Source organism: Parasulfitobacter algicola (assembly GCF_013315265.1).
GTDB classification, from domain to species: Bacteria; Pseudomonadota; Alphaproteobacteria; order Rhodobacterales; family Rhodobacteraceae; genus Parasulfitobacter; species Parasulfitobacter algicola.
Genome location: NZ_JABUFE010000014.1, coordinates 58,334 through 70,662 on the forward strand (window position 1 = coordinate 58,334; position 12,329 = coordinate 70,662).

11 protein-coding genes are annotated in these 12,329 nt (G+C 53.4%); all 11 read left to right on the forward strand.

Features of this window, described 5'->3' with window-relative positions; translation table 11 throughout:
* Positions 1 to 2 precede the first annotated feature (2 nt).
* The 11 genes from nuoL (at position 3) to HRQ87_RS17680 (ending at position 12,162) form a co-directional block, all read left to right on the forward strand.
* The gene (gene nuoL, locus HRQ87_RS17635) at positions 3 to 2,072 is read left to right on the forward strand and encodes an NADH-quinone oxidoreductase subunit L (protein WP_174139765.1); all 2,070 of its coding nucleotides are present in this window, start codon (positions 3 to 5) and stop codon (positions 2,070 to 2,072) included.
* A complete protein-coding gene (locus HRQ87_RS17640; RefSeq protein ID WP_174139766.1) occupies positions 2,072 to 3,613 on the forward strand; it encodes an NADH-quinone oxidoreductase subunit M in 1,542 nt (513 codons plus the stop codon). The genes nuoL and HRQ87_RS17640 overlap by 1 nt, the downstream gene beginning before the upstream one ends.
* Before the next feature lie 12 nt (positions 3,614 to 3,625).
* Positions 3,626 to 5,065: an NADH-quinone oxidoreductase subunit NuoN gene (nuoN, locus tag HRQ87_RS17645; protein ID WP_174139767.1), complete on the forward strand. Its 1,440-nt coding sequence runs from the start codon at positions 3,626 to 3,628 to the stop codon at positions 5,063 to 5,065.
* A complete protein-coding gene (locus HRQ87_RS17650; protein WP_281356686.1) occupies positions 5,055 to 5,804 on the forward strand; it encodes a biotin--[acetyl-CoA-carboxylase] ligase in 750 nt (249 codons plus the stop codon). The genes nuoN and HRQ87_RS17650 overlap by 11 nt, the downstream gene beginning before the upstream one ends.
* Positions 5,805 to 5,816: 12 nt before the next feature.
* Complete coding sequence (locus HRQ87_RS17655; protein WP_174139768.1) at positions 5,817 to 6,596, forward strand: type III pantothenate kinase; 780 nt, start codon at positions 5,817 to 5,819, stop codon at positions 6,594 to 6,596.
* The gene (locus HRQ87_RS17660; protein ID WP_174139769.1) at positions 6,593 to 8,260 is read left to right on the forward strand and encodes a ribonuclease J; all 1,668 of its coding nucleotides are present in this window, start codon (positions 6,593 to 6,595) and stop codon (positions 8,258 to 8,260) included. The genes HRQ87_RS17655 and HRQ87_RS17660 overlap by 4 nt, the downstream gene beginning before the upstream one ends.
* A 221-nt stretch (positions 8,261 to 8,481) precedes the next feature.
* Complete coding sequence (locus HRQ87_RS20520) at positions 8,482 to 8,616, forward strand: hypothetical protein (protein WP_281356687.1); 135 nt, start codon at positions 8,482 to 8,484, stop codon at positions 8,614 to 8,616.
* Between the two features lie 5 nt (positions 8,617 to 8,621).
* Complete coding sequence (murA, locus tag HRQ87_RS17665; RefSeq protein WP_174139770.1) at positions 8,622 to 9,890, forward strand: UDP-N-acetylglucosamine 1-carboxyvinyltransferase; 1,269 nt, start codon at positions 8,622 to 8,624, stop codon at positions 9,888 to 9,890.
* On the forward strand, positions 9,887 to 10,366 hold the full coding sequence (locus tag HRQ87_RS17670) for a DUF2948 family protein (protein ID WP_174139771.1): 480 nt from the start codon (positions 9,887 to 9,889) through the stop codon (positions 10,364 to 10,366). Before murA ends, HRQ87_RS17670 begins: the two co-directional genes overlap by 4 nt.
* Positions 10,363 to 10,854, forward strand: coding sequence for a GNAT family N-acetyltransferase (locus HRQ87_RS17675; RefSeq protein ID WP_174139772.1), 492 nt, complete (start codon positions 10,363 to 10,365; stop codon positions 10,852 to 10,854). The genes HRQ87_RS17670 and HRQ87_RS17675 overlap by 4 nt, the downstream gene beginning before the upstream one ends.
* 375 nt (positions 10,855 to 11,229) lie before the next feature.
* Entirely contained in the window at positions 11,230 to 12,162 is a 933-nt protein-coding gene (locus HRQ87_RS17680) for a DUF1963 domain-containing protein (RefSeq protein WP_174139773.1), read from the forward strand.
* Positions 12,163 to 12,329: the final 167 nt, after the last annotated feature.

Consider the following 12,329-nt stretch of genomic DNA (forward strand, 5'->3'; position numbering starts at 1 on the left):
GCATGGAAACGATTATCCTTTTTGCGCCGCTGGTCGGTGCGCTGATTTGCGGGTTTGGCTGGCGTCTGATTGGTGAAACTGCTGCACAATGGACGGCGACGACGCTGTTATTTCTGTCTGCGATCCTAAGCTGGATCGTATTCCTGACCTTTGATGGCGTGACCGAACAGATCCAACTGATGCGCTGGATTGAAAGTGGGACACTCAGCACTGACTGGGCGATCCGCATGGACCGCCTGACCGCGACAATGTTGATTGTAATCACCACGGTTTCGGCGTTGGTCCACCTGTATTCCTTTGGCTACATGGCCCACGATGAAAACTTTAGCGAAAACGAAAGTTATCGCCCCCGGTTCTTTGCCTATCTGTCGTTCTTTACATTCACCATGTTGATGCTGGTGACAGCTGACAACCTGATCCAGCTGTTTTTCGGATGGGAGGGCGTGGGTGTTGCATCGTATCTGCTGATCAACTTCTATTTCCGCAAGCCAAGCGCCAATGCTGCAGCGATGAAAGCATTTATTGTCAACCGTGTTGGGGATCTTGCATTGATCCTTGGAATGGCTGCAATTTATATGCAGCTGGATTCTATCAAATACGATGACATCTTTGCAACGGCGTCGACCTTGTCCGATGCTACGATCACATTCCTTTGGACTGATTGGAACGCGGCCAATCTGATTGGTGTGCTGCTGTTCATCGGTGCGATGGGGAAATCGGCGCAATTGTTCCTGCATACTTGGTTGCCCGACGCGATGGAAGGGCCGACACCTGTGTCTGCTCTGATCCACGCCGCAACCATGGTAACGGCAGGTGTGTTCCTGGTTTGCCGCATGTCGCCCATTCTGGAATTTGCGCCGGCAGCCTTGGCGATGATCACAGTTGTGGGCGCAATGACCGCATTCTTTGCAGCGACCGTGGGTCTGGTGCAAACCGATATTAAACGCGTCATCGCATATTCGACCTGTTCACAGCTTGGTTATATGTTCGTGGCAGCAGGCGTGGGCGTTTATTCAGTTGCGATGTTCCATTTGCTGACCCACGCGTTTTTCAAGGCGATGTTGTTTCTGGGTGCAGGGTCGGTCATCCATGCGATGCACCATGAACAAGACATGATGAACTATGGCGGTTTGCGCAAAAAGATCCCCTATACATTCTGGGCGATGATGATCGGCACGCTGGCTATCACTGGTGTCGGCATTCCGTTGACGCATTATGGTTTTGCGGGCTTCCTGTCGAAAGATGCCGTAATCGAAAGCGCCTTTGTCGGATCGCAGTTTGCATTCTGGCTGCTGGTTGTAGCCGCCGCGATGACCAGCTTTTACAGCTGGCGCCTGATGTTCCTGACGTTCTACGGACGTCCACGGGGCGACAAGCACACACATGAGAACGCCCATGAAAGCCCAGTGATCATGCTGATCCCGCTTGGCGTTCTGGGTCTTGGGGCGATTTTCAGCGGGATGATTTGGTTCAACAGCTTTTTTGGTCATACCGATCAGGTGGCGAAATTCTTTGGAATCCCTTACGCAGAAGAACAAGCGGCTGATCATAGTGCGACTGATGAGCACGGCGAAGCCAAGGCCGAGGGCGAACATCATTATGTCTTTACGGGCCAGCCCGGCCAAGGCGCGATTTACATCAGCCCGGATAATCACACCATGGAAGAGGCACATGAGGTCCCGAAATGGGTCAAGGTGTCGCCATTCGTTGCGATGCTTGCGGGCTTTTTCCTGGCATTCCAGATGTATATCCGTCGTCCCGATCTGCCCGGCAAACTGGCTGAAAATCAACGCCCGCTTTATCTGTTCCTGAAGAACAAATGGTACTTTGATGAAATCTATGACGTGGTTTTTGTCAGATCAGCCAAATGGCTTGGCAGTTTCCTTTGGAAAAAGGGTGACGGCAAGGTGATAGACGGCGGTATCAATGGGCTGGCGATGGGCATCATCCCGATGCTGACGCGTCTGGCCGGTCGTGCCCAGTCCGGATATCTTTTCCACTATGTCTTTGCCATGGTGATCGGCATAGCGATCTTGATCACGTGGATGACTATTTCGTCGGGGGCCAATTGATGGACAATCTTCTTTCCATCGTCACGTTTTTACCGCTGCTTGGGGCGGTCATTTTGGCCGTTTTCCTGCGTGGCGATGATGAAGCAGCACAACGCAATGCCAAATGGGTGGCATTCTGGGCGACATTGGCGACGTTCCTGTTTTCGATCTTTATCCTGACGGAATTCGATCCGTCGAACACCGGCTTTCAGTTGGTGGAAGAGCGTGACTGGCTATTGGGTTTGCAGTATAAAATGGGCGTTGATGGCATAAGCGTTCTGTTTGTGATGCTGACCACATTTCTGATGCCGTTGGTCATTATGTCGTGCTGGAACGTGCAGCATCGCGTCAAGGAATACATGATCGCGTTTCTGATCCTTGAGACATTGATGCTGGGCGTCTTTATGGCGCTGGATCTGGTGCTGTTTTATCTGTTCTTTGAAGCAGGCCTGATCCCGATGTTCCTGATCATTGGCATCTGGGGTGGCAAAAACCGGATTTATGCCAGCTTTAAATTCTTTCTTTACACGTTCCTTGGGTCGGTTCTGATGCTGGTGGCGATGGTGGCAATGTTTGCCGATGCAGGCACGACTGATATCCCTGCGCTGCTGCGCCATGAATTCGGGTCCGAGACCTTTACCTTGCTTGGCGTGCAGATTTTCGGCGGTATGCAGATGTTGCTGTTCCTGGCCTTTTTCGCCAGCTTTGCGGTGAAAATGCCGATGTGGCCGGTGCATACTTGGTTGCCTGACGCGCACGTTCAAGCCCCGACAGCCGGATCTGTCGTGCTGGCGGCCATCCTGTTGAAAATGGGCGGCTATGGCTTCTTGCGCTTTAGCTTGCCAATGTTCCCTGTCGCCAGCGATCTGATGGCGCCGTTTATCCTTTGGATCAGCGCCATCGCTATTGTCTATACCAGCCTGGTCGCGCTGATGCAGACGGATATGAAAAAGCTGATCGCCTATTCATCCGTCGCGCATATGGGATACGTTACAATGGGCATTTTTGCAGTGAACCAGCAGGGCATTGATGGCGCGATTTTCCAGATGATCAGTCACGGCTTTATCTCGGGCGCGCTGTTCCTGTGTGTCGGCGTGATCTATGACCGCATGCACACGCGCGAGATCGACGCCTATGGTGGGTTGGTCAACCGCATGCCGGCCTATGCGCTGATCTTCATGCTATTTACCATGGCCAACGTTGGATTGCCGGGCACCAGCGGGTTTGTCGGTGAATTCCTGACACTGGTCGGTGTATTCCAGGCCAACACATGGGTTGCGCTGGTCGCGGCCACCGGTGTGATCTTGTCTGCGGCCTATGCATTATGGCTGTATCGTCGGGTGGTAATGGGAGATTTGATCAAGGAAAGCCTAAAATCCATCACTGACATGACCCGCCGCGAACGTGCGATATTTGCACCCTTGGTGATTATGACGCTTCTGCTTGGTATCTATCCGTCGCTGGTTCTGGATATCATCGGCCCTTCTGTTAAGGCGCTGATCGGACAATATGACATAGCTGTTGCGACCTATCAGGCTGCGACACAGATTGCTGCGAATTAAGGGGCGCATGTGATGATTTCCCAAGACCTTTCCATCGTCCTGCCCGAGATTTTCCTGGCCGTTTACGCCATGATTGCTTTGTTGGCCGCAGTTTATACGACCAAAGATAAAGCCGCATCGTTGGTTCTTTGGGTGACAGCTGCAGTCTTTGTTGCCGTTGCCATCTGGATTGGCGTGTCAGGACAGGGTAGAAATGTCGCCTTTGGTGGAATGCTGATTGATGACGGTTTTGCGCGGTTCGCCAAGATTGCGATCCTGCTGTCCGCCGCTGCGATACTATTGATGAGCGAACAGTACATGACGCGTCATGATTTGCTGCGCTTTGAGTATCCGATTTTGGTCACCTTTGCCGCGGTTGGTATGATGGTCATGGTTTCAGCTGGCGATCTTATGGCGCTTTATATGGGGCTTGAGCTTCAATCGCTGGCCCTTTATGTCGTTGCATCCCTGCGTCGTGACAGCATTAAATCGACCGAAGCGGGGCTGAAATACTTTGTGCTTGGCGCGCTATCATCTGGTCTGCTGTTGTATGGCGCATCGCTGACCTATGGCTATTCCGGCACAACGCTGTTCAGCGGGATCATCGAAACGGCAACGGCGGGCGATATGCCCCTGGGCCTGATTTTTGGTCTTGTGTTCTTGACGGCCGGTCTGGCGTTCAAGGTATCTGCCGCGCCGTTTCACATGTGGACACCTGATGTGTACGAAGGGTCGCCCACGCCAGTGACTGCATTTTTTGCCACAGCCCCCAAGATAGCTGCCATGGCTTTATTCGCACGCGTCGTGCATGACGCATTTGGTGATGCCGTGGGCGATTGGCAGCAGATCGTTGCGTTTCTGTCGGTCCTATCGATGTTTATCGGGGCCATCGCGGCCATCGGACAGAAGAATATCAAGCGCTTGATGGCCTATTCTTCGATCGCGCATATGGGCTTTGCATTGATGGGGTTGGCAGCCGGGACCATGTTCGGCGTGCAGGCGATGCTGATTTATATGTCGATCTATGTCGTGATGAACATTGGCACATTTGCTTTTATCCTTTCGATGGAAAAAGATGGCCAACCGGTTACGGATATCGCATCCCTTCAGATGTATTCGAAACGCGAACCTCTAAAGGCTCTGGCTGTCTTGATCCTGATGTTCAGCCTTGCCGGTGTGCCGCCGCTGGTTGGGTTTTTTGGCAAGTTCTATGTGCTGCGCGCCGCATACGAGGCTGGCCTGGGCTGGTTGGCTGTGGCCGGTGTAATCGCATCTGTGATTGGCGCGTTCTATTATTTGCGGATCATCTATTACATGTATTTCGGCGAAGAAACCGATGCATTGGACAAAAGTACGTCGCCCGTTTTATGGGGTTTTTTGATGGCATCTGCGGCCGTGATGGTGCTGGGTGTGATCAATCTGTTTGGCATTGAAGCCGTAGCCGGCGTCGCTGCAGCAACCCTTGTCAACTGACTGGCCACAAGGGTACGGCAAGCGTGTTTTGGCCACGGTCGACAGCACCATGGCCGAAGCTGCCCGGATCGCGCCAACACTTGCTGGTCCCGAATGGGTACTTGGCTTGCAACAGACTGCGGGCCGTGGCCGCAGGGGCAGGGCTTGGACCGACCCCCAAGGCAACTTTGCAGCGACATTAATCCTGCAACCTGATGAACCGCCCGCGCAAGTGGCGTTGCGGTCTTTTGTTGCGGCGCTGGCGCTGTTTGATGCTTTCGTCACTGTGACCGGCCAGGCGAATGGATTATCATTGAAATGGCCCAATGATGTGCTGCTAAACGGTGGCAAGGTGGCAGGTATCTTGTTGGAAAGCCTTGGAAATACCACGGTGCAATATCTTGCCATCGGCATAGGCGTGAACCTAGCCCAATCGCCACCCGCCACCGATCTGGAAGACGGCGCGCTGCAGCCTGTGTCGTTGATGTCATCCAGCGGCATCCTTGTCACGCCCGAGGAATTTCTGACGGCTCTCGCTACAGCTTATGCCGTTTACGAACAGCAATTCACCACCTATGGCTTTGCACCGATCCGGGAAAAATGGTTGGCCCGCGCGGCCAAACTGGGTCAGGTGATCCGCGCCCGTACAGGTACAAGCGATATGACTGGAACGTTCGAAACAGTGGACGAAGGCGGCAATCTTGTCCTATCCACTGCGAAAGGCCGCGTGGCGATCCCTGCGGCCGATGTTTTTTTCTAAAAGGATGCGCTGATGCTTCTGGCCATCGATTGCGGTAATACGAATACGGTTTTTTCGATCTGGGATGGGACGCAGTTCATTGCGACGTGGCGTACCTCGACGGAACATCAACGCACGGCAGATCAATATTATGTCTGGCTTACCACGCTGATGAAGTTTCAGGATATTGATGTCGAAATTACTGAGGTTATCATATCATCGACCGTGCCGCGGGTGGTGTTTAATCTGCGTGTGTTTTCAGACCGTTACTTTAACTGCAGGCCATTGGTTGTGGGTAAGCCCGAATGTCTTTTGCCTGTCGATGTGCGGGTGGATGCGGGCACACAGGTCGGGCCTGACCGGCTGGTAAATACGGTCGCAGGATATGATCTTTATGGTGGAAACTTGATCATTGTTGATTTTGGAACAGCAACCACATTTGATGTTGTTGCTGCTGATGGGGCTTATATCGGTGGGGTCATTTCGCCTGGTGTGAACCTAAGTCTTGAGGCGCTGCACCAGGCCGCCGCCGCCTTGCCCCATGTGGATATCACCAAACCACAGGCTGTTATCGGAACGAACACGGTGGCCTGTATGCAATCGGGTATTTTCTGGGGTTACATTGGATTGATCCGCGAGATATGCGACCGGATCAAAGCGGAACGTGACCGCCCGATGCAGGTGATTTCAACAGGTGGTCTGGCCCCTTTGTTTCAGCAAAGTGTCGCGCTATTTGATCACTTTGAAGACGATTTAACGATGCACGGGCTGACTGTGATCCAGAAGTATAACAAGGAAAACAATACCTTATGAGTAATGATCGACTGATATATCTTCCCCTTGGTGGTGCCGGGGAAATTGGGATGAACTGTTATGTCTATGGATTTGGGCCACAGGATAAGGAACGGTTCATCGTGGTTGATCTGGGGGTCACATTTCCAGACATGGACAGCACCCCGGGCGTTGATCTGATTTTGCCGGATATTCAATGGCTTGAGGCGCGCAAAGATCGGATTGAGGCCGTGTTTATCACCCATGCGCATGAAGATCATGTGGGTGCGGTGGGTCACTTTTATGGCCGTCTAGGGGCGCCGATCTATACGCGGGCATTTACGGCAAATATCGCGCGACGCAAATTGGATGAATACGGGGTCGGCCCCGAGACTGTTACAACTGTAAGTGCATGGCCAGAAACAACAAAAACGGGGCCGTTCACGGTTGGATTCCTACCGATTTCCCATTCTATCCCAGAAAGCTCGGCGCTGGTGATTGATACCCCCGGCGGCCGGATCATTCATACGGGCGACTTCAAGCTGGATGAAACCCCAGGCGTAGGCGAAGCATTTGATCAGGATCTTTGGAAAAGTGTTGCAAAACAGAGTGTTAAGGCGCTGGTTTGTGACTCTACCAATGTGTTTTCACAACACCCCGGACGATCGGAAAACACCGTTGGGCCCGAGATTGAAAAGTTGTTTGCGCAGCAAAAAGGGATGGTTGTGGCGACGACCTTTGCCAGCAACGTGGCCCGGGTGAAAACAATGGCCGAGGCGGCGCAGAGGGCTGGTCGGTCAGTCTGTTTGTTGGGCCGTGCGATGCGTCGAATGGTTGAAGCAGCGATTGAAACGGGTGTGTTGGCAGACTTTCCAAAAGTCATAAGTGCCGAAGATGCAAGGGAAATTCCGCGCGAAAACCTGATGTTGCTTGTGACGGGCAGTCAGGGTGAACGACGCGCAGCATCGGCGCAATTGGCCAATGGAAAATATATGGGTCTGAGTTTGAGCGAAGGGGATTTGTTCTTGTTTTCGTCAAAAACAATCCCGGGAAATGAACGTGGTGTGATAAAAATCATCAACCAATTCAGTGAGTTGGGCGTAGATGTGGTGGATGACAGCAGTGGAATTTACCATGTGTCGGGCCATGCCAACCGACCGGATCTGGAACGGATGCATGATATTGTCAAACCGCAGATCGTGATCCCGATGCACGGAGAACACAGGCATCTGCGCGAACATGTGAAGCTTTGCGAAAACAAAGGATTACAAGGTATCGTCGCGGTCAACGGGATGATGGTTGATCTGTCGGGCAATGCGCCGAAAGTTGTTGAACATATCGAAACCGGTCGGACCTATCTGGATGGATCAGTGCAGGTTGGGGCACTTGACGGGATTGTGCGTGACCGTATTCGTATGGCGCTGAACGGGCATGTAATTGTGACGGTGATCATGGATGAACAAGGTGATCCGTTGGGTGAACCTTGGTGCGAAATCAAGGGCTTGGCTGAAACGGGTACGTCAAACGCGCCGCTGGTCGAAGTGCTGGAACATGATCTGGGTCAGTTCCTGATGCGGGCGGCAGACAAGACGTTAGCCGATGATGACAAGCTTGAGGGCGAGTTGAAACGGATCACGCGACAGGTAACACAAAGCGAGATTGGCAAGAAAGTCGAAGTCACTTGTGTGATTTCGCGTTTGTCCTGAGTTTTGTATACTTTGTACATGGGTTTTGTACAAAAATTTTTGTACAAAATGACTGGGTTTCAGACAGCAGATTGGTGCTTTAAAATGTGCTAATGTGCGAATTGCACATTTATAACAGCTACGCATCGAGCGCGAGTATTTATGGAACATGAAGACGGTGTTTGTCGCCGGCAAGATGGCGCTGTCTGGACGCTTGGCCTGTGCTGGTTTAAAGCGGTGATATGACGGACAAGACGAAAAAGCCAAAGGCGGCCGACAGCCGGGAAGACCGCTTGAAAGCGGCACTGAAGGCGAATTTACAAAAAAGAAAAGCTCAGGCGCGCAAGCGAACTGAAGAGCAGGCGAAAAAGGATTAACAGGCATGGATTCGATTGTTGTAACGGGCGGCGGTGAACTGAAGGGGCAAATCCCGATTGCGGGGGCTAAGAACGCATGTTTGACGCTGATGCCTGCGACCTTGTTAAGTGAGGAGCCGCTAACGCTGACCAACGCGCCGCGCTTGTCGGATATCAAGACGATGACCGCGCTGCTGCAATCGTTGGGGGCCGAGGTTACGACGATGCAAGGCGGACAGGTCATCGCCATGTCAAGCCATAATCTGGATAACCACACAGCCGATTATGATATTGTGCGGAAAATGCGGGCCTCGATCCTGGTGCTGGGGCCGATGTTGGCGCGGGATGGTCATGCGATTGTGTCTTTGCCCGGCGGATGTGCCATCGGCGCGCGGCCCGTTGATCTGCATCTGAAAGCGCTTGAGGCGATGGGCGCTGATCTGGAGTTGAAAGATGGCTATGTGCATGCCACAGCCAAAGGCGGGCTAAAGGGCGGCACGGTTGAATTTCCGTTTGTGTCTGTGGGTGCCACTGAAAATGCGTTGATGGCGGCGACACTGGCCAAGGGCACGACTGTGATCAAAAACGCCGCGCGCGAGCCTGAGATCGTTGATTTGGCCGATTGTCTGCGCAAGATGGGCGCCCAGATCGAAGGCGACGGCACATCCACGATCACCATTCAAGGCGTCGATCGGCTGAATGGCGCGACGCATCCGGTGGTGACGGACCGGATCGAGCTGGGGACCTATATGCTGGCGCCGGCGATCACGGGCGGTGAAGTTGAATTACTGGGTGGTCGGATCGACCTGGTCGGCGCGTTCTGCGAAAGGCTGGATGCAGCCGGAATACATGTTGAAGAAACAGCCAAGGGTCTGAAAGTTGCGCGCAAAAACGGGCGCGTCAGTGCTGTTGATGTGACGACAGAACCGTTTCCGGGATTTCCCACGGATTTGCAGGCACAGATGATGGCGCTGTTGTGCACCGCAGACGGAACCAGCGTGCTGGAAGAAAAAATCTTTGAAAACCGCTTTATGCATGCGCCGGAACTGATGCGCATGGGCGCACAGATCGACGTGCATGGTGGGACCGCGACAGTGACAGGGGTGGAACGTCTGAAGGGTGCGCCAGTGATGGCCACAGACCTGCGTGCAAGTGTGTCATTGATTTTAGCTGGATTGGCCGCGCAGGGTGAAACGGTTGTGAACCGGGTTTATCATCTGGATCGCGGGTATGAACGGGTCGAAGAAAAACTGGGCGCGTGTGGCGCGCGGATCGAACGGGTGCAGGGAATATGACGCAGGACGCAAGTTTTGAAGACGGTCGCGAGGCTCCGCTGAGGCTGGTGGCTTTTGACAGCGATGATCTTCAGGTGATATCCGCACTGGTTCAGGATGCGGTGTTTCCGATCACCGAAATGAAATGGTTGGCTGGTCAGCGGCGTTTCGCGCTGCTTTTGAACCGGTTTCGGTGGGAAGATCAAAGTTTAGCAGACCAGCGCAACCGCAGTTACGAACGTGTGCAGTCGGTTATGACGATTGAGAATGTACAAAAAGTGCTAAGTCAGGGAATTGACCGGTCGGACAAAGATACGGTGCTGTCGTGCCTGTCTGTGGCGTTTGAACCGGGTGCAGATGCTGATGGCGTTGTAACGATCACGTTGGCCGGTGACGGTGCGATTGCTGTGCATGTTGAGGCGCTTGAGGCCGTGTTGCGCGATGTCACGAAACCCTATGTTGCGCCGTCGGGTAAGGCCCCCGATCATCCTGAATGACGCCGCGGGCCCTTGGACCGGATGATCTGATTGCGTGGCGTGTGTTTCGATTTCAGGCGTTGCGGGACAGGCCCGATGCGTTTTTGACCACCTTGCAGCAAGAACAGGTGCGATCCGATGATCAGGTCCGCGCGCGTTTGGCTGGTGGCGCATTGCATGGGGCCTTTGATGGGGATGATCTGGCCGGTGCCTTGTCGATTGACCGGATGGAGGGCGCTGATTTTCAGCATCGCGCCTGGATCAACGCGCTTTATGTCCGCCCGCAAGATCAGGGTCATGGTTTGGCGCAGCGGTTGATGGATTATGCGATGGACCACGCGCGGTCGATGGGTGTGCTGCAGTTGGAACTTTATGTCGCCGCTGAAAACGCCCGTGCAGTTCGGTTTTATGAACGGCTTGGGTTTGCGAAAGTCGGCCATTTGCCCCGCGCTTTGTATCGTGACGGGGTGTTTGAGGATGATCTGCATTATGTGCTGATGTTGGGCTAGGTATGGAACGTCACGAGCCTTTGACTCGATGCAGCGAATTTTCTGAGTCCCATCAGCGTCGCGCGTCATGCACTATTGGCCCGAACGTCAAGCAATCTTGACCCAGAACGGAGCTACATCACTCCTTCGACTAACGGCTGGACAGCGGACAATCCCGACCTTGGTCTTTCGACCTTCGCTGACGCAGCATCTGTTCGCACCTGCCACAAGATAGTTGTCGCTGTGTGGCGCAAGTCGCCAATCTGGTCATTCTCGGGCGTAGATTGCGCCTTATGTGCATGGTATGGTATCGGCACTGCACCGTCACGATTTCGCTTGAGAAGCTGAATGAGCGTACCCTATGGTCCTTGCAGCAAGCGCCTACAAGGAGACCGCGTGTCAGATATTCTGAAAAACCTTTCGGGACTCCAATTTACTCTGATCCTAGTTGGTATCGGGATTGTCGCTACCCTCTTGCACAGCGCCTATGTGTCTTGGCGCGAAAAGCGGATCATGGATGCCGCCCCTCCCATTACACGGGCCGAGGTTGATGCAATACTGGATCGGATGGATAATCTGAAATTACCCCTCGCCCGGCTGGTTGTCACAGATGGCCAGCCCGGCCCAATGGACACGAAAATCGGCGGGCACCCCTGGTCACCGTCCGAAGATGAAAAATGGCCACAAACAAAAAATGCAGAGCCATTGTCCTTTTTGGCTCAAATCAACTTTGCCAAGATGCCCCAGATAGATGATTTTCCGTCACAGGGCATCCTGCAGCTGTTTTTCGCGGACTTTGACCCGTTTGGCGAAGAAGAAGACGGCGGTCTTGCGCACACGCTACGTTGGTATCCCAGTCCAACGGGCACCATGCAGCATCCCTTGCCATCAAATTTACCGAAACCAAGGAAACGAAGTTTTTTCCAAACCGAAGCCGCGCAAAGGGTCGGGCTGTCGGTGCGACCTGAATATGATGTAGCGCGGGCATCATACTACCACTGGCCGCTGGACGATGCGGTTGATCCGTCCTTGTTCTGGCGACACCCTGAAAATGAAGAGGTGCGCGACATTCTGAATGGCTGGGAACAGATGAGCGACGATATTGTGGCGATGCACGGCACCCACTGGGTAGGTGGTCATCCTTATTTTACTCAAGGTGACTTTCGCAGTGATAATGACGACCCCCACCTTGATCGCGTCCTGCTTCATCTTGGGACTGATGACCACTTTATGTTTGGTGATGCTGGGGTGCTGAATCTGCTGATCAACCAAGAAGATCTGCGGGCAAAGCGGTTCGAGCAAGCCTATCTGACGCTCGACTGCCACTAGAAATTCCGCGGAGTATCTGAACCGATATTTCGCCGCCTCAAACGCAAAAGACTGGTAGATGCCCGCCCCACTTGCGCTGCAGAAGGCACGAATGTCCTGTGTGGAAAGCTTCTGCATAGCAAGACATTTTTGAAGCTGATTTAGCACTGGTCAGAAGCAGACGTGTG

Coding starts and splice junctions, on each gene's coding strand:
- HRQ87_RS17675 (WP_174139772.1), top strand. CDS start 10,363: ATGACGCCGCGGGCCCTTGGACCGGATGATCTGATTGCGTGGCGTGTG.
- nuoN (WP_174139767.1), top strand. CDS start 3,626: ATGATTTCCCAAGACCTTTCCATCGTCCTGCCCGAGATTTTCCTGGCC.
- HRQ87_RS17660 (WP_174139769.1), top strand. CDS start 6,593: ATGAGTAATGATCGACTGATATATCTTCCCCTTGGTGGTGCCGGGGAA.
- murA (WP_174139770.1), top strand. CDS start 8,622: ATGGATTCGATTGTTGTAACGGGCGGCGGTGAACTGAAGGGGCAAATC.
- HRQ87_RS17640 (WP_174139766.1), top strand. CDS start 2,072: ATGGACAATCTTCTTTCCATCGTCACGTTTTTACCGCTGCTTGGGGCG.
- HRQ87_RS20520 (WP_281356687.1), top strand. CDS start 8,482: ATGACGGACAAGACGAAAAAGCCAAAGGCGGCCGACAGCCGGGAAGAC.
- nuoL (WP_174139765.1), top strand. CDS start 3: ATGGAAACGATTATCCTTTTTGCGCCGCTGGTCGGTGCGCTGATTTGC.
- HRQ87_RS17655 (WP_174139768.1), top strand. CDS start 5,817: ATGCTTCTGGCCATCGATTGCGGTAATACGAATACGGTTTTTTCGATC.
- HRQ87_RS17670 (WP_174139771.1), top strand. CDS start 9,887: ATGACGCAGGACGCAAGTTTTGAAGACGGTCGCGAGGCTCCGCTGAGG.